19 protein-coding genes, 2 tRNA genes and 1 other RNA gene are annotated in these 20,194 nt (G+C 72.5%); 13 read left to right on the forward strand and 9 right to left on the reverse strand.

All coding sequences use genetic code 11. The features are described from left to right. The first annotated feature begins 11 nt into the window (after window positions 1-11). A complete protein-coding gene (opcA, locus tag OG207_RS22870) occupies window positions 12-944 on the forward strand; it encodes a glucose-6-phosphate dehydrogenase assembly protein OpcA (RefSeq protein WP_329100340.1) in 933 nt (310 codons plus the stop codon). Here the strand turns inward: opcA and OG207_RS22875 are convergent. Continuing rightward, on the reverse strand, window positions 893-1,366 hold the full coding sequence (locus OG207_RS22875) for a cupin domain-containing protein (protein WP_329100343.1): 474 nt from the start codon (window positions 1,364-1,366) through the stop codon (window positions 893-895). The genes opcA and OG207_RS22875 overlap by 52 nt on opposite strands. Window positions 1,367-1,448: 82 nt before the next feature. Continuing rightward, window positions 1,449-2,087 carry an HhH-GPD-type base excision DNA repair protein gene (locus OG207_RS22880; RefSeq protein WP_329100345.1) on the reverse strand — a complete coding sequence of 213 codons (639 nt, stop codon included), beginning with the start codon at window positions 2,085-2,087 and terminating at the stop codon, window positions 1,449-1,451. A gap of 112 nt (window positions 2,088-2,199) precedes the next feature. Between OG207_RS22880 and OG207_RS22885 the strand changes: the two genes are divergently transcribed. The 3 genes from OG207_RS22885 (at window position 2,200) to OG207_RS22895 (ending at window position 4,310) form a co-directional block, all read left to right on the forward strand. Further along, a complete protein-coding gene (locus tag OG207_RS22885; protein ID WP_329100347.1) occupies window positions 2,200-3,012 on the forward strand; it encodes a VOC family protein in 813 nt (270 codons plus the stop codon). Window positions 3,013-3,266: 254 nt separating this feature from the next. Beyond that, on the forward strand, window positions 3,267-3,839 hold the full coding sequence (locus OG207_RS22890) for a hypothetical protein (RefSeq protein ID WP_329100350.1): 573 nt from the start codon (window positions 3,267-3,269) through the stop codon (window positions 3,837-3,839). Between the two features lie 123 nt (window positions 3,840-3,962). Continuing rightward, on the forward strand, window positions 3,963-4,310 hold the full coding sequence (locus tag OG207_RS22895; protein WP_329100352.1) for a DoxX family protein: 348 nt from the start codon (window positions 3,963-3,965) through the stop codon (window positions 4,308-4,310). Between the two features lie 34 nt (window positions 4,311-4,344). On the opposite strand, the gene OG207_RS22900 is transcribed toward OG207_RS22895, so the two are convergent. Beyond that, complete coding sequence (locus OG207_RS22900; RefSeq protein ID WP_329100354.1) at window positions 4,345-5,124, reverse strand: ATP-grasp domain-containing protein; 780 nt, start codon at window positions 5,122-5,124, stop codon at window positions 4,345-4,347. Between the two features lie 109 nt (window positions 5,125-5,233). Continuing rightward, entirely contained in the window at window positions 5,234-6,193 is a 960-nt protein-coding gene (locus OG207_RS22905) for a phosphorothioated DNA-binding restriction endonuclease (RefSeq protein ID WP_329100357.1), read from the reverse strand. 394 nt (window positions 6,194-6,587) lie between these two features. Between OG207_RS22905 and OG207_RS22910 the strand changes: the two genes are divergently transcribed. Genes OG207_RS22910 through OG207_RS22920 form a run of 3 tightly spaced genes read left to right on the forward strand, consistent with a single transcriptional unit; the run spans window position 6,588 to window position 8,426 of the window. Then, window positions 6,588-7,160: an RNA polymerase sigma factor gene (locus tag OG207_RS22910; RefSeq protein WP_329100359.1), complete on the forward strand. Its 573-nt coding sequence runs from the start codon at window positions 6,588-6,590 to the stop codon at window positions 7,158-7,160. Further along, entirely contained in the window at window positions 7,157-8,170 is a 1,014-nt protein-coding gene (locus OG207_RS22915) for a CU044_5270 family protein (protein WP_329100361.1), read from the forward strand. The genes OG207_RS22910 and OG207_RS22915 overlap by 4 nt, the downstream gene beginning before the upstream one ends. A gap of 31 nt (window positions 8,171-8,201) precedes the next feature. Further along, window positions 8,202-8,426 (forward strand): hypothetical protein, encoded by a 225-nt coding sequence (locus tag OG207_RS22920; protein ID WP_329100363.1) that lies wholly within the window; start codon window positions 8,202-8,204, stop codon window positions 8,424-8,426. 156 nt (window positions 8,427-8,582) lie between these two features. Here OG207_RS22920 and OG207_RS22925 read toward each other — a convergent pair whose 3' ends face one another. Continuing rightward, window positions 8,583-9,032, reverse strand: coding sequence for a hypothetical protein (locus OG207_RS22925; RefSeq protein WP_329100366.1), 450 nt, complete (start codon window positions 9,030-9,032; stop codon window positions 8,583-8,585). A gap of 374 nt (window positions 9,033-9,406) precedes the next feature. Next, a tRNA-Ser gene (locus OG207_RS22930) sits at window positions 9,407-9,491 on the reverse strand. A 107-nt stretch (window positions 9,492-9,598) separates the two neighbouring features. Between OG207_RS22930 and ffs the strand changes: the two genes are divergently transcribed. The 6 genes from ffs (at window position 9,599) to OG207_RS22960 (ending at window position 18,185) form a co-directional block, all read left to right on the forward strand. Further along, an RNA gene (gene ffs, locus OG207_RS22935) (signal recognition particle sRNA small type) lies at window positions 9,599-9,697 on the forward strand. Window positions 9,698-9,774: 77 nt separating this feature from the next. Beyond that, window positions 9,775-11,946 carry a DNA polymerase III subunit gamma and tau gene (locus OG207_RS22940; protein ID WP_329100368.1) on the forward strand — a complete coding sequence of 724 codons (2,172 nt, stop codon included), beginning with the start codon at window positions 9,775-9,777 and terminating at the stop codon, window positions 11,944-11,946. 61 nt (window positions 11,947-12,007) lie between these two features. Then, on the forward strand, window positions 12,008-13,261 hold the full coding sequence (gene purD / locus OG207_RS22945) for a phosphoribosylamine--glycine ligase (RefSeq protein ID WP_329100370.1): 1,254 nt from the start codon (window positions 12,008-12,010) through the stop codon (window positions 13,259-13,261). Window positions 13,262-13,570: 309 nt separating this feature from the next. Next, window positions 13,571-15,394: a hypothetical protein gene (locus tag OG207_RS22950; RefSeq protein ID WP_329100372.1), complete on the forward strand. Its 1,824-nt coding sequence runs from the start codon at window positions 13,571-13,573 to the stop codon at window positions 15,392-15,394. Between the two features lie 242 nt (window positions 15,395-15,636). Beyond that, window positions 15,637-17,124 carry a N,N-dimethylformamidase beta subunit family domain-containing protein gene (locus OG207_RS22955; RefSeq protein WP_266594910.1) on the forward strand — a complete coding sequence of 496 codons (1,488 nt, stop codon included), beginning with the start codon at window positions 15,637-15,639 and terminating at the stop codon, window positions 17,122-17,124. Window positions 17,125-17,279: 155 nt separating this feature from the next. Next, the gene (locus OG207_RS22960; RefSeq protein WP_329100374.1) at window positions 17,280-18,185 is read left to right on the forward strand and encodes a phosphoribosylaminoimidazolesuccinocarboxamide synthase; all 906 of its coding nucleotides are present in this window, start codon (window positions 17,280-17,282) and stop codon (window positions 18,183-18,185) included. Window positions 18,186-18,232: 47 nt separating this feature from the next. Here the strand turns inward: OG207_RS22960 and OG207_RS22965 are convergent. The 3 genes from OG207_RS22965 to OG207_RS22975 form a co-directional block, all read right to left on the reverse strand. Next, a tRNA-Gly gene (locus tag OG207_RS22965) sits at window positions 18,233-18,305 on the reverse strand. A gap of 22 nt (window positions 18,306-18,327) precedes the next feature. Continuing rightward, the gene (locus OG207_RS22970) at window positions 18,328-18,939 is read right to left on the reverse strand and encodes a response regulator transcription factor (protein WP_327384496.1); all 612 of its coding nucleotides are present in this window, start codon (window positions 18,937-18,939) and stop codon (window positions 18,328-18,330) included. Beyond that, window positions 18,936-20,177, reverse strand: coding sequence for a sensor histidine kinase (locus tag OG207_RS22975; protein ID WP_329100376.1), 1,242 nt, complete (start codon window positions 20,175-20,177; stop codon window positions 18,936-18,938). The genes OG207_RS22970 and OG207_RS22975 overlap by 4 nt, the downstream gene beginning before the upstream one ends. Between the last annotated feature and the right edge of the window lie 17 nt (window positions 20,178-20,194).

The following is a 20,194-nucleotide window of genomic DNA, read 5'->3' on the forward strand; positions in this document are numbered from 1 at the left end:
AGACTCGGTGCATGCGGACCGAACTCACCGACACCACGTCCAGCAAGGTCAACCGGGCGCTGCTCGAAGCCCGCCGGGCGATAGGCAGCCCGACCATGGGGCTGGTGCTGACCCTCCTCCTCGCCACCGACGAGGAGAACGCCTACGACGCCGTGCGCGCGGCCTCCGAGGCCTCGCGCGAACATCCCTGCCGCATCATCGCGGTGATCAGGCGGTCCTCGCGCGGCCCGCACAAGCTCCGTGCGAACCGGGTCGACGCCGAACTGCGGGTCGGTTCCGACGCCGGGACCGGCGAGATCGTGCTGCTGCGCCTGCACGGGGCGTTGACCGAGCACGCCGGCTCGGTCGTCCTCCCGCTGCTCCTGCCGGATGCACCCGTGGTGGCTTGGTGGCCGGCCGACGCGCCCACCGACCTGGCGCGGGATCCGCTGGGCGCGCTCGCACAGCGCCGGATCACGGACGCGGCCGCCGCCTTCGACCCGGTCGGCGTGCTCGACGAGCGGGCCGCCGGCTACCAGCCCGGCGACACCGACCTGGCCTGGACCCGCCTCACGCCGTGGCGCTCGCTGCTGGCCGCGGCCCTGGACCAGAAGCCGCTGCCGGTGACCGGCGCGGCGGTGGAGAGCGAGCCCGACAACGCGAGCGCGGAGCTGCTGGCGCGCTGGTTGGAGGACCGGCTGGGGGTGCCGGTGGCGCGGGTGGCGACCGAGGGTCCGGTGATCACCGGGGTCAGCCTGCAGACCGCGGGCGGGGAGATTCGGGTGGACCGGCCCGCGGGCGTGTTGGCCACCTTGAGCCTGCCGGAGAGCCCCGACCGGAGGGTGGCACTGAAGATCCGCAGCGGCGCCGAACTGATCGCGGAGGAACTGCGCCGCCTCGACGCGGACGTGGTCTACGGCTCCGCGCTGCGGCGGCGGCCGCTCCAGACGGGGCTCTCCGCGTAGTGGTTGTCGTAGGTCGCCGAGCTGTCCTTGATGTCCTGCACGGTGGCCTCGCCCGCGTTGACCCGGCCGAGGAGCCGGTAGTAGTCGAAGCGGCCCATGCCGGGGGTGAAGCCGACGAAGACGGCGGCGGTGTGGCCGGCGGCGGGGGCGAAGGCGTGCTTCACGCCCGGCGGGACCGCGATGAAGTCGCCGGCGCCCAGGGTGTGGATCTCGTCGTCGACGAGGATGTCGAGCCGGCCGGCGGTGACGTGGAAGAACTCGGTGGCCTTGGTGTGGAAGTGCACCGGGGCACCCGCCGCTCCCTCGTCGAAGGTGGCGGTGTTGCAGGTGAGTTCAGCGGTGTCGGTGAGCAGGGTGATGAGGCTGCCGGGGGCATCCTGGATGGCTTCGGCGGTGGCGGCGCGGGTCGCGATCTCTGTCATGTCCACCAATCTACGATCTTGAGCGACCGGAATCAGGGGTCAATCAACGGCCTGTGCGGCCGGTCAATTCGGTGGCCCGGGATCAGGAGCCGCCCGCGGCCCCGGTGGCCCTCGCGGCCTTCGTAGCCTTTGCGGCCTTCGTGGCCTTTGCGGAGGCCTTCATCTCCTGCTTGTGCGCCCGCACCTTGGCCAGGGACTCCGGTCCCGTGATGTCGGCTGCGGAACGGTAGACGTTCGCCTGGCCGTAGCCGCCCGCGGCCTCCCGCCAGCCCGTCGGACGCACGCCGAACCGCTTGCCCAGCAGGGCGAGGAAGATCTGCGCCTTCTGCTCCCCGAAGCCCGGCAGCGCCTTGAGGCGTTTCAGCAGCTCCTGACCCGTCGCGGCGTCGGCCCAGACCGCCTCGGCGTTCCCGTCGTAGTGCTCGACGAGGTACGCGCACAACTGCTGGACGCGCGTCGCCATCGATCCCGGATACCGGTGGACGGCGGGCTTCTCGGAGAGCAGGGCCGCGAAGGCCTCCGGGTCGTACGCGGCGATGGCGTGCGCGTCGAGATCGTCGCCGCCCAGCCGCTGGGCGATCGTCCAGGGCCCCGAGAACGCCCACTCCATCGGCACCTGCTGGTCCAGCAGCATTCCGACGAGTGCGGCGAGCGGGCTCCGGCCGAGCAGCGCGTCGGCCTCCGGCTGCTGTGCCAGCCGGATGGTGATGTCCTTGTCCATGGCTCCAGCGTCCCGCCTGGGCGCGCTCCCCGCGCGGTCGCCGCACCGCGCGCCTAGCGTGAGTACGACCGTCTACGACGACGACAGGTACGAGACGAGGAGTCGATCGATCATGTCCGAGTTCTCCGAAGGCGCTCCGTGCTGGGTGGACGCGATGTTCGCCGACGTGGAGGGGGCCAAGACTTTCTACGCGGACGTGCTGGGCTGGACCTTCGGCGAGGCCAGCAGCGAGTACGGCAACTACACGCAGGCCTACTCCGACGGCAAGGCCGTCGCGGCCGTGGTCCCGCCGATGCCGGGGGCCGACGCACCCTCCCAGTGGTGTCTGTACTTCGCTTCGCCCGACGCGGCGGCCACCGCCGAGAAGGTGAGGACCAATGGCGGCGAGGTGCTGATGGGCCCGATGCAGGTGGGCGCCTTCGGCACGATGCTGATCGCGAAGGAGCCGAGCGGTGCGGTCTTCGGCGTCTGGCAGCCGGGCGAGCACAAGGGCTTCGAGAAGATGGGCGAGTCGGGATCGTACGCGTGGGCGGAGGTCTTCACCCGGGACCCGGCCAAGGCGGACGCCTTCCTGCCGAAGGTCTTCCCCTACGGCGCTCAGCAGATGGATCCGGGCGAGGACCCCGAGATGGCTGGCATGGACTTCAAGGTCTTCAGCGTCGAAGGCGCCGGGAACCCGGTGCTGGGCCGGATGAAGATGGACGACGACTTCCCGCCGGAAGTGCCGCCTTACATCCAGGTCTACTTCGGGGTGCCGGACTGCGACGAGGCGGTGTCGAAGACCCAGAAGCACGGCGGGAAGCTGCACTTCGGCCCGATGGACAGCCCGTTCGGCCGGTTCGCGGCGGTCACGGACCCGCAGGGCGCCGCTTTCGCCGTGATCGACATGTCGACAACAGTGGGTGAGATGCCGAGCTTCGGCTGAGCGACGTCCCCGCCGTGTCGCCGGACCCGGCGACACGGCAGACTGCCCCCGGCACACGGGTTCGAGCTACACGGGGGCGGATTTCCATGAGACGCGCGACGATGCTCGCTGCTGCGGGATGCGGACTGGCCATCCTCGCGACGGCCGCGTGCACCCTGCCGTCCGCGCCGGCGCTCTCGCCGCCCGCGGTCCCGGCGCAGCCCGCACCGGTGCCCGTGACGTCGGCGCCACCGGCACCGGCACCATCCCCGACGGTGTCCCAGCCGCCGCGGGCGTCCGGGCCGTCCGGGCCCGCGCAGCCGGTCGGGGACGCGAAGGTCACGGCCGCCGACGGAGCCCTGCTGGAGGCCGCCCGCGCGGGCTCGGACGCCCGTGTTCCGGACGACGGATCCGTCATCGTGATCCACCGCGAACCGGCCGGCGACGCGGGCGAGCTCGCCTGGATGCCCGACGACGGGAACTACTGCCTGGCCGTGGTGCGCGATGCCCGCGCGAGCACCACCTGCAACCCCTTGCCGAAGTCCTGGGCGCGGATCGGGATCCGGCTGGTGACCGAGGGCGTCACGTACCACGCGGGGCCCACGGTCTACTTCGCCGTCGTGGACGGCGGCCACGCCCCGTACGCGTACGTCGGACGCGGGCCGCAGAGCCCCGGCACGGGCCCGGTCCGCGACGCCACGGCCGTCTTCGCCTCGGGCCGGACGCTGAGCCTGCTCACGTACGAACGCCCCACCCGCCAGCTCTCGCCGGGCGACCGGGAGATCTGCAGCGCGGACAACGCCGTTTGCTTCCCCGCCCTCGACGTCTACGTCCCCGGCAGCCCCTGAGCGCGGGCGAGACTTTTTCGCGCGGCCTGTCACATCGGTGCGGCGGGGCGGGTCAGTGGAGTGAAGCAGGCGGGGAACAGACCGGAGCGAGTCCGCACCGGCGCCCGCCCGAGGGGAGCTCGGATGTCCACCACTGCTGTTGTCTTCGCCCTGGTCGGCGCGTTCATGGTCGGATTCTCGGCGGCTTCGATGTTCTTCGAGGCGAAGTGGGTCGTGGAGCCGCTGGTCGAGTACGGGGTTCCGCGCTCGTGGTGGACCCGGCTCGCCACCGCGAAGGCGGCCGGCGCGGCGGGCCTGGCGGTGGGCGTCTTCGTCCCCGCGATCGGCATCGCGGCGGCGATCGGGGTCGCCCTGTACTTCGCGGGCGCCGTGATCACGGTGCTGCGGGCGAAGTCCTACGCCCACGTTGCCTTCCCGGTGATCTACGCGGCCCCGGCGGTCGTGGCCCTGGCCCTCGGCTTCACGGGCTGAACGGGAGCGGGGGAGGGCGGCCCACGGACTCCTCCTACGGGGTCACGTGGGGCAGGTCGGCGGCGCGGACGCGGTGCAGCGGCCCGGCCGCGCGCAGCACCACGTCCAGGACGGCCTCGGGCCGGGCGGCGTAACTGTTGGAGAACCACGGCATGTTGGCCTCGACCACGGCGTACCGGCCCGTCGCTCCGACGAGGCCGACGTCGACGGTGACGGCGCTGGGCAGCCCGGTGCCGGTCGCGGCGAGCAGCGCGGCCGCGAAGCCGCGTACGTCCGCCCCGCGCGCGTCCTCGTCGAGGGGAGCGGGGTCCAGGTGCCCATGGACGGCGTACCGGCTCCCGGCGACGACCTCCCCGTCGAGCAGGAACAGCCGGTACTCGGCGGCGAAGTCCACCACCTCCGAGACCAGCACGGGGGTGGCGGCGGGCAGGGACCGGGGCAGCGGCGAGCCGGGCCCGTACACGGCGGGCGGGAAGGACTTCTCGCGCGGCGGCTTCACGAACGCCGGCCGCCCGGATCCGGTCAGCTCCCGCGCCGCCCGGCCCAGGGTGGTCAGCTCGATCCGGCGGCCCGTGAACCGCTCGGGCAGCCGCGTGAGCCAGTCGTCGGGCGGCTCCAGCAGCCCCAGCCCGAGCGCGCCGGCCACCCGCGCGGCGGCGTGCGGACCACCGCACCAGTGCACGGCCCGGCCGGCCAGTTCGCCGAAGCCGGGGCCGAGGGCCCGCACGGCCATCCCCCGGCGCGCGGCTGCCTCGGCGAGCAGCCCGGCCGTGGCGGTCGGCCGAGCCGGTATCAGAAACACCTCGTCCGTCATCCGGCCATTGTGCGGCGACCGGCGGTCCGGCCCCTGAACTACGCCCTGCGCCGGGTGGCCGTCGGAGCCGGGAGCGCCTAGCACCCGGCCCGGACCGGCGCGCTCCTGCTCAACCCGTGGAAGTACGAGGGCCGATCTGCGGGCGGTTGCGTGAGTCCTCGTGAGATCGACTTCGCGGAACATCTGCGCCGGGACGCGGGGTTCCGTGGAAGACCTGGCTGGTGTGCCAAGAGCGGTGGTGCGCCGCCACCGGGCGGACGCCCGGCTGCGGACCGATGAGGGGGCGGCCGGCGAGGGCTATGACGTGCTCGCGGGCCGCGGGGCTGTGCCCGACGAAGCGCTGCGAGACGAGGATGCGGTGGCCGTCACCCACACCGAGGACGCCCTTGTCGAAGAGTTTGTGGTGCAGTGAGCACAGGCACAGGCCGTTGTCGACGTCGTCCGGGCCGCCGAACGCCCACCAGCGCACGTGTGCGGCCTCCAGCCCGACCGGAACCGCGCCGATCCGGCCGTCGTAACCGCAGAAGGCGCACTGGTACTCGTAGGCCGTCAGCACCAGCTCCCGCATCCGCCGGTCCCTCGACCGGCGCGCTGGCGACGGCCGCCCGGTCTCCGCCGGCTCCAGCTCCAGTCCCGTCGCTTCGCACAGCTCGCCGTGCAGGGAGGGCGGGAAGTGCAGGTCCAGCAGTACGCGCGCCATCCGGCCCAGCAGCGACGGCTCCCGCCGCAGCGCCGTCCGCAGCTCCGGCGCCAGCCGCCCCGCGGCCCCCGTCGCCCGCAGCTCGCGCACCGCGCTGCCAGGACTGCCGAGTCCGTCTCGGGTGCGCACTTCCCAGACCCCGTCGCTGGTCAGATGGTGGAAGGGGTAGGCGGGCGTCGTCTTGTTGGGCGGACCGTACTCGGCCAGCAGCCGCTGTAGCTCCTCTTCCACGGCGCTGTAGATCAGCTCGCCGTCCGCGTCCTGCTGGAACCGGCCGAGGGCGTAGAGGAAGAGCAGCGGCTTGTGCGGAGCGCGAGCCCCGCCCTTGGTCCACTGCCGCAGTGTCGCGGTCCGCTCCAGCCAGTCCATGAGCGGTGATCGTAGTTGCGCCGAACTGAACGCCGGCCGGGGCCCGTCACGGGCATGTGTCTGGCCCGTCCGAGGGCGCCGTAAGGACTCGTAGGTAAAGGTCCGAAGTAAACGCAACCACGAACCATGGTGTGCCGCTTGGTCGGCGCCCAGGGGCCAGCGTGGTCGGGAATCGAACCCGCGCATTCCGTGGCGATCAAGGAGGGCGGCAAGCGGCCCTTGGTGAGCGCTGTTTACCGCCCCGACTTGCGCGAAGTGCACGTGCTGGGACTCGGGCCCAAGAAGCTCGCGCCAGCCTGATGAACCTTTGCCTGGAGGACGTCGGGTGGCGCCACCCTTGAGCGTGTGACGAGGGTCACATGCAACGGGGTGAGGCGCGCGGACACTATCCAGTGTGGACCACCAACTGTTCGCGGAAATCTACGACGCACACGCCCGGTCGGTCTACGCGTACGCCGCCCGCATGACCGGCGATCGCGCGGAGGCCGAGGACATCGTCTCCCTCACTTTTCTCGAGGCGTGGCGGTTACGTGAAGCGCTTGAAGGCGTCACGAGCCATCGGGCATGGCTTTTCGGAATCGCCACCAACGTCCTGCGGAACACCCGCCGGGCTGCGCGTCGTCACGGCGATGCGATAGCCCGTCTTCCGCCACCCGATACCGTCCCCGACTTGGCGGAGGCTGTCGTGTCCCGCATCGCAGACGCGGCCGAGGCCGCTGCCGCCCTTGCCGTCCTGAGCCGACTACGGCGTACGGATCGCGAGGCCCTCCTTCTATCCGTCTGGTCCGGCCTCAGTCACGACGAAGTTGCACAGGCGTGTGGCGTGCCCGTCGGTACCGTGCGTTCCCGGCTCTCCCGTGCCCGTGCCCGTGCCCGTCTACGCAAACTCACTGCCGCCTATCTCGAGGCCGCTCCGGCTTCCAGGTGCGCCCCCGCGTCTTCAGTCGCACGGAAGGGGAATCTGTGAACTCCCCCGACAACACACGACTCGATCCGTTCGAGCGCGCGGAGATCATCCGGAGCCTTCCCGGCCTCTCCGAAACCGAGCTGCCGTTCCACGGACATCACCGGATCAAGGAGCACCTGATGCGCGAAACAGCTGGGAACGGGCACGTCGCCAGCGCGAGGTCCCGACGCCCCCGGACCTTGGTCCTAGTGCTGGGTGCCGCGACGTGTGCCGTTGCCGTCGCCGTTGCCGTCGCCTTCGGTGTAGACGGTTCAGAGAAGCGCCCAACCGTTGCTCGGACGGAGCCGGCGGCCGTACAGCTTCTGGATCGCGTGGCTCTGGCGGCGCAGGCGGCACCCGCTCCAACCGTCCGGGACGGTCAGTTTCTGTACACGAAGACCAGGGGGCACTCCACGTCTCTGTCCGAGACCAAGAACGGAGGAATGGAGGCAGCCCGAACGGACGAATCTGCTGAGCACTGGGTGTCTGTGGACGGGGCGGTCGGCACGCTCACCCGTAACGCGAGGGGCACCACGACGGATCCGGTGCGAGGCAAGGACAAGGCCAGCATCAACGGCCCTACCTATCGCTTCCTTGAGACCCTTCCGACTGACCCTGATCGTCTGTTGGAGGTGATCTACGCGGACACCCGCCTCAACCACGGGGCCGACTCCGAATCCACCACCGGCCCAGATCAGGAAGCATTCGTAGCGATCGGTGACCTGCTGCGGACCGTGGAGGCTCCGCCTGCCGTGAGTGCTGCTCTCTATCGTGCTGCCGCCCGGATCCCCGGCGTTGTGCTGGTTCCCGAGGCGACGGATGCTGCCGGGCGGACGGGTGTTGCGGTTGCCCGCGTTCACAACGGGGAGCGAACCGAATGGATCTTCGACAAGGAAGGCCTGCGCCTGTTGGGCGAGCGGACCGTGCTCCTCAAGGACAGCGCATGGGGGAAGGCGGGAACGCCGGTGACATCCGTGGCCATCGTCGACCGGGGCGTTACGGACGTGGCGGGGCGGGCGCCGGGGCACTAGCGGGCATGTTCGGGCCAAATGAATCGAAAATATGGCCGACTTGCCGCGGAGCGTACTGAAGGTCGAGACCGACGCCTGTACCGACCGCCCGTCGGCGTGGCGCACGGTCCGGCGGCCGGGAGCCGGGGAGGAAGTCGAGGCGCATGTTCGTGGCACCGACGAGGCGGCCGTGAAGGCCGCGTTCGCTGACGCCTGCGCACAGGCTGTGGACCGCGCCCAGCACCCGGGGAAGTACGGGGACACCGACGACTGGTGACGACGGACGCCTTCGTCGGGACGGTACACCGGGTCGTCTTGGAAGGCGCCAGTGGGAACTCCGCTGGCGCCCTGCGCCATGCGCAGACCGGCGCCGCGCCCCTACAGCTGGTCCTTCCAGTTGCGGATGGCCTGGTCGAGCTTGGCGCGAAGCCGGTCAGCGGCCGTCGTCCCTGGAAGCAACCGGGGGTATGCCTCGCTGTCCCTTCTGGCGATCAGAGCGCCGAGTGGTGGAGCTCTGCGATGGGAAGACCAGCGAGCACTTCTTGCCGCCCATCTCCTTTGCCAGTCCCGAGAACCCGCGGCCGATCCCGAGGCCGGGTGAGGTGCCGTAGTGCTTCGCCTCGATCGCGGCGACGAGCCCCTTGCCCCGGGGGTGGACCATGGCCCGGCGGCTCCGCTCGGCCTCCTGGTGGTCCAGAACCGCGACGTCGCACTCATGCGCCACCTTCGACGTGGTGGCCGCCACGTACACGCCCAGGTGGATCTCCAGCTTCTTTTGTGTGTCCGTGAAGCTCACCACCGCGCGGGTGGAATCGCCGGACCACAGCCTGCCGGGGGACCGGCGGAAGCGCAGCGCGATAGCCGGGCTCGTGCCGTCCTGCATGAGGAGCGTGGTTCGGCCTTCGGCCCGCCGCCCTAGCGGCATCGATGCACACGACGAGCAGGGATGCCTCGTACAGGTCCGACTCGTCCGCCTTGCCGCGGTAGACGGGTTCCAGGACGCCGATCGCCTGCTCGATGGCCGGGACCAGGCCGGGCTTGTTCACTGGATCGCTCCCACCGATACGTCGGTTCCCTGATCCCCAGCTGATGCCGGCGGGCCTCGCTGAAGCCACCAGCAGACCCCGCAGAGGTATGGCGGCCGATTCGAGCCCTCGGGATGCCAGGGAGCAACTGCAACCAAAACTGCAACCGCGGAACGACGAAGGACCCGACCGCTATGCGGTCGGGTCCTTCGGCTGCCCTGGCGGGCGAGTGCGGAGGATACGAGATTCGAACTCGTGAGGGGTTGCCCCCAACACGCTTTCCAAGCGTGCGCCCTAGGCCACTAGGCGAATCCTCCGCGGCAAACAATACAAGACGTTGAGGGGTGCTCGCGAACGTGATCGTCGGGCCGAGGGCAGGTCGGGGTCCGGCTCGATTCCGGGGCCCTCCATCCGCTAGGGTGGGGCCAGCCCCTCACGTGGCGCTATCTCACCCAACTCCCCCAGGGCCGGAAGGCAGCAAGGGTAAGTGGGCTCTGGCGGGTGCGTGGGGGGCGCTTTGCGTTACGGGCGCCGTGCGGGAGGCGCCGGAAGGGCTTCGGCGGGCCGCTGATGTCGGTGGGCCCGGATAACCTCGTATACGTGTCGTCCCTTGCGCTGTACCGCCGCTATCGCCCCGAGTCGTTCGCCGAGGTCATCGGGCAGGAGCATGTCACTGCCCCGCTGATGCAGGCCCTGCGGAACAACCGGGTCAATCACGCGTACCTGTTCAGCGGGCCGCGCGGCTGCGGCAAGACGACCAGCGCGCGCATCCTCGCCCGGTGTCTGAACTGTGAGCAGGGTCCCACCCCCACCCCCTGCGGGGAGTGCCAGTCCTGCCGGGACCTGGCCAGGAACGGGCCGGGGTCCATCGACGTCATCGAGATCGACGCCGCCTCGCACGGTGGTGTGGACGACGCCCGTGACCTGCGCGAGAAGGCCTTCTTCGGGCCGGCTTCCAGCCGCTACAAGATCTACATCATCGACGAGGCCCACATGGTCACCTCGGCGGGCTTCAACGCCCTGCTGAAGGTGGTCGAGGAGCCGCCGGAGCACCTCAAGTTCATCTTCGCCACGACGGAGCCGGAGAAGGTGATCGGGACCATCCGGTCCAGGACGCACCACTATCCCTTCCGGCTCGTGCCGCCCGGCACCCTGCGGGAGTACCTGGGTGACGTCTGCGGGCGCGAGGGCGCCAAGGTCGAGGACGGCGTGCTGCCGCTGGTCGTGCGTGCCGGCGCCGGGTCCGTGCGCGACTCGATGTCCGTCATGGACCAGCTCCTCGCCGGCGCGACCGACGACGGTGTGACGTATGCCATGGCCACTTCGTTGCTCGGCTACACCGACGGCTCGCTGCTCGACTCCGTCGTCGACGCCTTCGCCGCCGGGGACGGGGCGGCCGCCTTCGAGGTCGTCGACCGGGTCGTCGAGGGCGGGAACGACCCGCGCCGGTTCGTCGCCGACCTGCTGGAGCGGCTGCGCGACCTGGTGATCCTGGCCGCCGTGCCGGACGCCGGGGAGAAGGGGTTGATCGACGCCCCCGCCGATGTGGTGGAGCGGATGCAGGCCCAGGCGTCCGTGTTCGGGGCCGCCGAGCTGTCGCGCGCCGCCGACCTGGTCAACGCCGGGCTCACCGAGATGCGGGGCGCGACCTCGCCGCGGCTGCAGCTGGAGCTGATCTGCGCCCGGGTGCTGCTGCCCGCCGCCTTCGACGACGAGCGGTCCTTCCAGGCCCGGCTCGACCGGCTGGAGCGCAGCGGCCCGCCCGCCGCTGCGGCGTTCGCCGCGCCGCCGGCCACCGCGCCCGCCATGGGCTACGTGCCCGGGCCCGAGGCGCATTCCATGGCGCCCGCCGGTCCCGGTGGGGGTGCGGCCGCCGCGCGCGCCGCCGCTCCCGCTCCCGCACCTGCTCCGGTACGGGCTCCCGAGCCCGTCCAGGCCGCGCCGGCGCCCGCTGCCGCTGCCGCTCCCGCACCGACCCCGGCCCCCGCTCCCGCCCCCGGCGCCTGGCCGGGCGCCGCGCAGCCCGGGAGCGGCGCGCCCGGTGCCTGGCCCGGAACGGCGCCGGCGGCCGCCGCGGGTGCCTGGCCCAGCGCGGCCGCGTCCGCCCCGGCCCCCGCTCCCGCCGCCCCGGCCGCCACCCCCGCCCCGGCCGCCGCGGCCCCCGCGCCCTCCCCCGGCATGGCCGCCGGCGCCGGGCAGGTGCAGGCGATGTGGCCCGGCGTGTTGGAGGCCGTCAAGAACCGCCGTCGCTTCACCTGGATCCTGCTCAGCCAGAACGCCCAGGTCACCGGCTTCGACGGGACCACCCTCCAGCTGGGCTTCCCCAATGTCGGGGCCCGCGACAACTTCGCCAGCAGCGGCAGCGAGGACGTCCTGAAGGCGGTCCTGGCCGAGCAGTTCCAGGTCAACTGGAAGATCGAGGCCGTCATCGGCGGCGGAGCCCCGGCCCCGGTCCCGACCTCCTCGTACGGCTCCTCGTACGGGGCCCCGGCCGCGCCCGCCCCCGCCTACAACCCGCCGCCGGCCCCGGCTCAGCAGCAGGCCCCCGCCCCGCAGGCCCCGACCGCCGCGCCGTACGCGCCGCAGCAGCCGCCCCAGCAGTCGGCTCCCGCCCCGCAGCCCCCCGTACAGCAGGCGCCCCCGCCCGTCGCCCCCGAGGACGACTTCGCGGAGGAGGACGATCCCGACCTCGTCGAGAGCGCCCTGACCGGGCACGACCTGATCGTGCGCGAGCTCGGAGCCACCGTTGTGGAGGAATACACAAACGAGTAGCCGGGTCCTGATTGGGTGGCCGCACGAAGGCGACCGCTCGGTCCCGGCTAGGCTGAGCAGCGTGAAGGTCCTCGTCATCGGCGGCGGCGCCCGCGAACACGCCCTGTGCCGCTCTCTGTCCCTCGACTCCGCCGTCTCCGCGCTGTACTGCGCTCCCGGCAACGCCGGCATCGCCGAGGTGGCCGAGCTCCGCCCGGTCGATGCCCTCGACGGCGCTGCCGTCGCCGCTCTGGCCACCGAACTCGAAGCCGACCTGGTCGTCGTCGGCCCGGAGGCCCCGCTGGTCGCCGGCGTCGCCGACGCCGTGCGTGCCGCCGGGATCCCCGTCTTCGGCCCGTCGGCCGAGGCGGCGCAGCTCGAAGGCTCCAAGGCCTTCGCCAAGGACGTGATGGCCGCGGCCGGGGTCCCGACCGCGCGCAGCTACGTCTGCACCACGCCCGAAGAGGTGGACGAGGCCCTCGACGCCTTCGGCGCCCCGTACGTCGTCAAGGACGACGGCCTCGCCGCCGGCAAGGGCGTCGTGGTCACCGAGGACCTGGCCGCCGCCCGCGCGCACGCGCTCGGCTGCGACCGGGTGGTCATCGAGGAGTACCTCGACGGGCCCGAGGTCTCCCTCTTCGCCATCACCGACGGCGTCACCGTGGTCCCGCTCCAGCCGGCGCAGGACTTCAAGCGCGCCCTGGACGGCGACGAGGGCCCCAACACCGGCGGCATGGGCGCGTACTCCCCGCTGCCCTGGGCCGACCCGAAGCTGGTCGACGAGGTCATGGAGCTGGTCCTCCAGCCGACCGTCGACGAGCTCCGCCGCCGCGGCACCCCCTTCTCCGGGCTGCTCTACGCGGGCCTTGCGATCACCAGCCGCGGTACCCGCGTCATCGAGTTCAACGCGCGCTTCGGCGACCCCGAGACCCAGGTGGTCTTGGCCCGGTTGCGCACGCCGCTCGCCGGCGTGCTGCTGGGCGCCGCCAAGGGCACCCTGGACGCCGTGCCCCCGCTGGTCTGGCGCGAGGATGCGGCCGTCACGGTGGTCATCGCCTCCCACAACTACCCCGAGACCCCCCGCACCGGGGACCCGATCGAGGGCCTGGCCGAGGTGGCCGCCGAGGACGGGCCGGACGCCTACGTGCTGCACGCCGGGACGCGGCACGAGGGCGACGCGGTGGTCAGCGCGGGCGGCCGAGTGCTGTCGGTGACGGCGACCGGTTCCGACCTGGCGCAGGCGCGAGAGAAGGCGTATAAGGCGGTGGCGCGGATCCGTCTCGACGGCTCGCAGCACCGTACGGATATTGCCGCCAAGGCGGCCGAGGGCCGCTGACCAGCAGCTCCGCAGACCCGCGGGCCCGGTGTGCACCTCGTGCGCCCGGGCCCGCGGGCGTGTCCGCGTGCGACTGCATCCGGCCGCGTTCGAACGCAGCCAGCTTTACCCAAAGCCATTCCATCGGGTGATCGTCCTCCGGTCTGCCTGACTCCCGCGCGTGCCCCAACTAGGGTGCGATGCCAAGCATTCCGGCACTTGGCCCACCGGCATTGCGATGTCAGTGGCGGGTGTCACAGTGGGGGAGTGAGCAACGTCGCCGCAGGGCAGAGGGGGTGAGGTCCGGCCGTGTCCGGAACAGGTTCGATCATGGAAGCGGGTGCACCGTCCGCGCGTTCCCGCGCCCTGGCCGTGCTGCGCGTGCGCAGCAGGGCCTTGGCGGCCGCGCTGCTGCCCGCCGCCCTCGCGGTGGTCCTGGTGGCCGCCAGGGCGACGGGCCGGCTGGCCGGTGATCCCTGGCCCGCGGTGACCCTCGTCGTGTGCGTGCTCGCCGCGATCGTGCTGCTCGTCGGCGGTGCCTTCGCCGCGGTGGTGCTGCGGGCGAGCCCCGCCGTGACGCCGACGGTGCCCCTCTCGGAGGCCGCCGCGCCCGATCTCTACCGGCTGGTGCGGGACCTGGCCGACCGGATGGACGTGCCGCCGCCCTCCGCCATAGCCCTGACGCCGGACTGCGACAGCTGGCTGGAGGACCGGAGCCACGCGGCCCACCGCCGCGGCGCGGCCCGCGTCTTCGGCGCCGCGCCCGGAGCCGTCGGGCCGGAGTCCGAGCCGGGCGCGGCCCCGGTGCTGGTGATCGGCTCGCCCTTCCTGTGGTGGATGCGGGTCGCTGAGCTACGGGCGGTCCTCGCGCCCGTCGTCGCCGGTACGGGCCCTTCCGCGCACCCGGACATAGCCGACGCGCGCGGCTTCGTGCGCGGCCTGGACGCGGCCGTGGACGTGGGCGGTCGGCGCGGCCTCGGCTGGATCGCCCCGCCGGCCCGGCTGCTGCTGCGGCTGTGCCGGACGGACGCCGCCGAAATGGAGCGCGGGGTGGCCGCGGCCGCCTCGGAGCGTGCACAGGGAGTGGACTACGGGCTGCGCATCGTCGCCCAGGAGCAGGTCGGCCTGGCCTACGCGGGCTGGGACCGGCTGCTGACCCGGGTCGCGCTCCCCGCCTGGCGGATGGGTCGCTGGCCCGCGCACCTCGACGCCGGGGTGGTCTCCGCACTGACCGAGCTCTCCCGGCGGGACCGGCTGGCCGAGGGGTTCACCTCGCGGCTGGGCGAGCGCCCCGCCTGCGACCTGTTGGATCAGCCCGGGCTGATCGACGAGGCGACCTCCCTGTTGGCTGCACGGCTCTTCCACGGAGGGCCGGCCGAGGCCGGGCCGGACTGGTCCCCGGTGGACTGGGCGGCGTATCCGGAGGAGGTCGTGGACCGCAAGTGGCGGACGGAGGCGGCCCGCCTGCACGCGGCGTTGGACGCCCTGGCCGTCCCGGCGGGGCTGCCCGGGGGCCCTTCGGGCTCCCCCGCCCCGGCCGCGTCGGCCCCAGGGGCCGCTCCCGCGACCCCTGCCGCGCCGAGCGGCTCTGCCGGGGCCGCGGCCCGCCCCGGTTCCTCGGGTGCTTCGGGTTCCTCGGGAGCGGCCGGAGCGGCCGGAGCGGCGGGTCCCGCCACGCTCGCGGCCGCCGACTCGCCCCCACCCACCGCGGACGCCTTCGCCGGGCCCACCCTGGAGCGGGTGTTGGGCTACCTCACCGACCTGGGCGGCGAGGGTGCGGCCGGTGAGGCGCTGGCCGGCCGGATCACCGGTGAGCTGGCCCGCGAGGAGCGGGCCGCCGGACCGGCCGCCGGGGCCGGGAAGGCGCGCGGGACGGACACCGTCCCGCTGTTCCCGCTCCAGCCGCCGCGCAGCGGCCGGGACCTGCTGGCCGACCACGTCACGGCGATGGTGTGCTGCGCGGCCGTGGACTCGGCCAGGGCTACCCCTGGGCTGGACTGGCTGGACGGGCCGGTCCTGCTGGTGGGCGGCGAACGCCGTTCCGACCTGGCGCCGCGCGTGCTGTGCCTGGTCGAGGAGGGGAACCCGGAGCCGCTGCGGGACTGGCTCTCGGCCCTCGGCATCCGCCCGGAGAAGCCGGTCCGCTTGGTCTGAGGCGGGCCGAGGAGCGTCGCCCCCGGGAGCGCTACGGCCCGTACGGGCAACCGGACGTCAGTGTTCCGATCACGTCAATTCGCGACGAACAGTGACGGACTGCGTGCGTTATGTGATGTGCTGGGACCGGTCGCGGCTGGACGTCCCGGAGCGGGTGCCGAGGAACACCGCCTCGGCTCAGCCAGGAGCCGTGCACCGAGGCGATGTACGCCCGTTGGGGGGATCGAGGGAGGGGAGCGGTCATGGGTGCGGACCAGATCCGTCGTTGGGAGTCAGGTGCGCTCGCGCACGCGGTGTCCGACCCCTTCGGGCAGGGCCCCCTGCCCTGGTTCCGGGGCAGTGAGCTCTACTTCGACGACACCGGCCAGGTCGTGCCCTGGTACGTGGACCCGGCCGCCGCGGCCGCCGGAACCGGCCAGATCCCGCGCGCCCGCGGCAACGGCGGTCCCCGCACCGCCGACGACGTGCACCGCCAGATCAAGGGCTTCGCCTCCACCGGCGGTGTGGCTCCCGGCGAGGCCATCGACTTCCACATCACCGTCGACCCGCCCCAGCAGTTCTCCGTCGACGTCTACCGGATCGGCCACTACGGCGGCGACGGAGCCTCCAAGATCACCACGAGCCCCCGGCTCTCCGGCATCGTCCAGCCGGCCCCGCTCGCCGCCGACCGCACCGTCTCCTGCCACCACTGGTGGTTGTCCTGGCGCCTCCAGGTGCCCTCCTACTGGAGCGTCGGCGCGTACGTCGCCGTCCTCACCACCGCCGACGGCTACCGCTCCCACATCCCCTTCACGGTCCGCGACGACCACCCCGCCGACCTCCTGCTCCTACTCCCCGACATCACCTGGCAGGCCTACAACCTCTATCCGGAGGACGGTCGCAGCGGCGCCAGCCTCTACCACGCCTGGGACGAGGAGGGCCGGTTGCTGGGTGAGCAGGACGCCGCCGTCACCGTCTCCTTCGACCGCCCCTACGCGGGTGCGGGCCTGCCCCTGCACGTCGGCCACGCCTACGACTTCATCCGCTGGGCCGAGCGCTACGGCTACGACATCGCCTACGCCGACACCCGTGACCTGCACGCCGGCCGCGTCGACCCCACCCGCTACCGCGGCCTGGTCTTCCCCGGCCACGACGAGTACTGGTCGGCCCCCATGCGCCGCACCGTCGAGCGTGCCCGCCGGCACGGCACCTCGCTCGTCTTCCTCTCCGCCAACACCATGTACTGGCAGGTCGAGCTCGGCCCGTCGCCCTCCGGGGTCGCCGACCGGCTCCTCACCTGTCGAAAACGGCGCGGACCGGGCCGCCCCAGCCTGTGGCGCGAGGTCGACCGACCGGAGCAGCAGCTGCTCGGCATCCAGTACGCGGGCCGGGTCCCCGAACCCGCGCCGCTGATCGTGCGCAACGCCACCCACTGGCTCTGGGACTCCACCGGCGCGGGCGAGAACGACGAGCTGCCCGGCCTGGTCGCGGGTGAGGCCGACCGCTATTTCCCGCGCACCCAGCTCCCCGAGCACCAGGACCGGATCCTGCTGGCGCACTCTCCGTACCTCGACAGCGAGGGCCACCGCCGGCACCAGGAGACCTCCCTCTATCGGGCGCCCAGCGGCGCGCTGGTCTTCGCCTCCGGCACGTTCGCCTGGTCCCCGGCCCTCGATCGCCCCGGCCACGTGGACGAGCGCGTGCAGCGGGCCACGGCCAATCTCCTCGACCGGATTTGCAAGCACGACTGACCCGCCGCGGGACCCGCCGCGGACCCACGCCGGACCCGCCGCGGACCCGCCGTGGGCCTGGGGCGGGAACTGGGGCCGGACCACCCCCGTCCGCCGGAGCGGGCCCGGTGCGGGAGAATCGGGGTGCGCTTCATACAGATCTACAGGGAGACCCCGTGTCCGGATTCGTCGAAAAGCCCGAGCCGGTTCAGGTTTCGGGCCTCGTCCACCTCCACACCGGCAAGGTGCGCGACCTCTACCGTGACGAGGACGGCCGCCTCGTCATGGTCGCCAGCGACCGCATGTCCGCCTTCGACTGGGTGCTGCCCACGGAGATCCCGGACAAGGGCCGCGTCCTGACGCAGCTCTCCCTGTGGTGGTTCGACCAGCTCGCGGACCTCGTCCCGAACCACGTCATCTCCACCGACCTGCCCGCCGGCGCTCCCGCCGACTGGACCGGCCGCACCCTGATCTGCAAGAACCTCGACATGGTCCCGGTCGAGTGCGTGGCCCGCGGCTACCTCACCGGTTCGGGTCTCGCCGAGTACAAGCAGACCCGTACGGTGTGCGGCCTCGGCCTCCCCGAGGGCCTCGTGGACGGCTCCGAGCTGCCCGGTCCGATCTTCACCCCGGCCGCCAAGGCCGAGGTCGGCGAGCACGACGAGAACGTCTCCTACGAGGAGGTCGCGCGCACCACCGGCGCCGAGACGGCCGCGCTGCTGCGCCAGACCACCCTCGCCGTGTACGGCCGCGCCCGGGACATCGCCCGCGAGCGCGGGATCATCCTGGCCGACACCAAGTTCGAGTTCGGTTTCGACCCGAAGGACGGCACCCTGGTCGCCGCGGACGAGGTGCTGACCCCGGATTCCTCCCGCTTCTGGCCGGCCGATCAGTGGGAGCCGGGCCGTTCGCAGCCTTCCTTCGACAAGCAGTACGTCCGCGACTGGCTGGCCTCCGCGGCCTCCGGCTGGGACCCGAAGGGCGAACTGCCGCCGCCGGCCCTCCCGACGCAGGTCGTCGCGCAGACCCGCGCGAAGTACATCGAGGCGTACGAGCGCCTGACCGGCCTGGACTGGTCGTAGGGAAACGAAGAAGCCCCGGTCCGAGGACCGGGGCTTCTTCCTTACAGAGCGGACAACGCGACTCGAACGCGCGACATCCACCTTGGCAAGGTGGTGCTCTACCAACTGAGCTATGTCCGCAAGCGCCGTAAGGCGAGACCTACTATACCCAACCCCGCTCCCTCGCGAGACGCACTGCCGTGTGCCGGTTCTCGGCACCCAGCTTCGTGGCCGCCGAGGACAGGTAGTTGCGGACGGTCCCCTGTGAGAGCGAGGCCCGCTCCGCGATCTCCGCGATCGGCGCCCCGTCCCCCGCCAGCTCCAGCACTTCGGCCTCCCGGGCGGTCAGCGGGGAGTCACCGGCGCTGATCGCGTCGGCCGCCAATTCCGGGTCCACGTAACGGCCTCCGGCGTGCACGGTCCGGATCAGTTCGGCCAGCCGCTGCGCCGAGACCGTCTTCGGGGCGAAGGCCCGCACCCCCGCCGCCAGGGCCCGCTTCAGGTGTCCGGGGCGCCCGTGACTGGTCACGATCATCGTCTTGCAGTCGGGGAGCTCGGCCCGCAGGGATGTGGCGACACTCACACCGTCCGCCCCCGGCATCTGCAGGTCCAGCACCGCCACGTCCGGGCGGTGCGCCCGCGCCATCGCCAGCGCTTCGGGGCCGGACGCCGCCTCCGCGACGACCAGCAGGTCGTCCTCCAGCGCGAGGAGCGCGGCCAGCGCCCCACGGATCAAGTGCTCGTCGTCGGCGAGCAGTACGCGTACGGGGCTCACGCCCGCACCTCCAGTCCTTCGAGCCGTGGGCCCGGTATCTCCGCCCGCAGCCGGAACCGGCCGTCGCCGACCAGCCCCGCCTCCAGCGTCCCTTCCAGCACGGCGAGCCGTTCCCGCAGCCCGGCCAGTCCCGAGCCGGGCGGCCCGGCAGGGGCCTCCGGCGCGCCGTCGTTCTCCACCACCAGCGTCACGGGTCCGCTCTCCGGAGCCGTCAGCCGGATCCGGCAGCGCTGTGCGTCCCCGTGCCGCAGCACGTTCGTCGTGGCCTCGCGGACCACCCAGCCGAGCGCCGACTGGACTTCGGAGGGCAGCTCCCGGTCGGGCCGGAAGTCGACCCGGCAGTCCATTCCGGCCGCGCTCAGCACCCCGCGCGCACCTTCCAGCTCCACCGAGAGGTCCGCCTCCCGGTAGCCGCGCACCACGTCCCGTACTTCCCGCTGGGACTCCCGGGCGATCCGCTGGACCTCGATCATCTGCTCCACCGCCTCGGGGCGTCCGCGCCGGGCCAGTTGGACGGCCAGCTCGCTCTTGAGGGCGATCACGGCCAGGTTGCGGCCCATCACGTCGTGCAGGTCGCGACCGAAGCGCAGCCGCTCCTCGGCCACCGCCAGCCGCGCCTGGACCTCGCGGGAGCGGTCCAGCTCGTAGACGGTCCTCAGCAGCCAGCCCGAGAACCCGCTGGTGGCGCTGAAGAACAGGCAGCACATCAGCACCCCGACGAAGTACCCCAGGGCGTGTGCGGCCGGCAGGCCCAGGGCGAGCGCGGTCACCCCCGTGCCGGTCGCCGCGACCGGGGCGACGTACCGCATGCTCCGCACCGATCGCATGCAGAGCACCAGAGATCCGGCGGTGAAGCAGGTGAGCCCCAACACCAGCATCGGGGCCAACGCCGGCTCGTCGATCTTCCCGACCGCCTTCAGGGCGAGGATCCCCAGGACGGCCGCGCCCGTCAGGGAGGCCGTGGTCACCGCCAGCCGGGTGGGGCGTTCGCGCCGCCCCACCACCCAGGTGAGCGCCTTGGACGAGAGCACCCCGCACAGCACCGAGTGGGCGCACAGCATCAGGAAGAGCGAGAAGGGCAGCGCCCGGTCGGAGGAGTTCTCGACGGCGGAGCCCAGCGCCGGCATTCCGAACGACGAGATCTCGATGAGCACGAACAGGTGGAACGACCACCGCGTGTACAGCTCGACCTTTCCCGCGCTGCTGCGGTTCTTCCACCACCCGGTCAGCTTCGACACGGTTCCCGTCCCCCGAC

This window comes from Streptomyces sp. NBC_01439 (assembly GCF_036227605.1).
Classification (GTDB): Bacteria; Actinomycetota; Actinomycetes; order Streptomycetales; family Streptomycetaceae; genus Streptomyces.

Bases quoted from the DNA above. Each gene is read 5' to 3' on its own strand.
- OG207_RS22955 (WP_266594910.1), top strand. From the start codon at position 15,637: ATGGGTGCGGACCAGATCCGTCGTTGGGAGTCAGGTGCGCTCGCGCAC.
- OG207_RS22875 (WP_329100343.1), bottom strand. From the start codon at position 1,366: ATGACAGAGATCGCGACCCGCGCCGCCACCGCCGAAGCCATCCAGGAT.
- OG207_RS22905 (WP_329100357.1), bottom strand. From the start codon at position 6,193: ATGGACTGGCTGGAGCGGACCGCGACACTGCGGCAGTGGACCAAGGGC.
- OG207_RS22885 (WP_329100347.1), top strand. From the start codon at position 2,200: ATGTCCGAGTTCTCCGAAGGCGCTCCGTGCTGGGTGGACGCGATGTTC.
- OG207_RS22900 (WP_329100354.1), bottom strand. From the start codon at position 5,124: ATGACGGACGAGGTGTTTCTGATACCGGCTCGGCCGACCGCCACGGCC.
- OG207_RS22950 (WP_329100372.1), top strand. From the start codon at position 13,571: ATGGAAGCGGGTGCACCGTCCGCGCGTTCCCGCGCCCTGGCCGTGCTG.
- OG207_RS22880 (WP_329100345.1), bottom strand. From the start codon at position 2,087: ATGGACAAGGACATCACCATCCGGCTGGCACAGCAGCCGGAGGCCGAC.
- OG207_RS22925 (WP_329100366.1), bottom strand. From the start codon at position 9,032: ATGCAGGACGGCACGAGCCCGGCTATCGCGCTGCGCTTCCGCCGGTCC.
- opcA (WP_329100340.1), top strand. From the start codon at position 12: ATGCGGACCGAACTCACCGACACCACGTCCAGCAAGGTCAACCGGGCG.
- OG207_RS22895 (WP_329100352.1), top strand. From the start codon at position 3,963: ATGTCCACCACTGCTGTTGTCTTCGCCCTGGTCGGCGCGTTCATGGTC.
- OG207_RS22920 (WP_329100363.1), top strand. From the start codon at position 8,202: ATGGCCGACTTGCCGCGGAGCGTACTGAAGGTCGAGACCGACGCCTGT.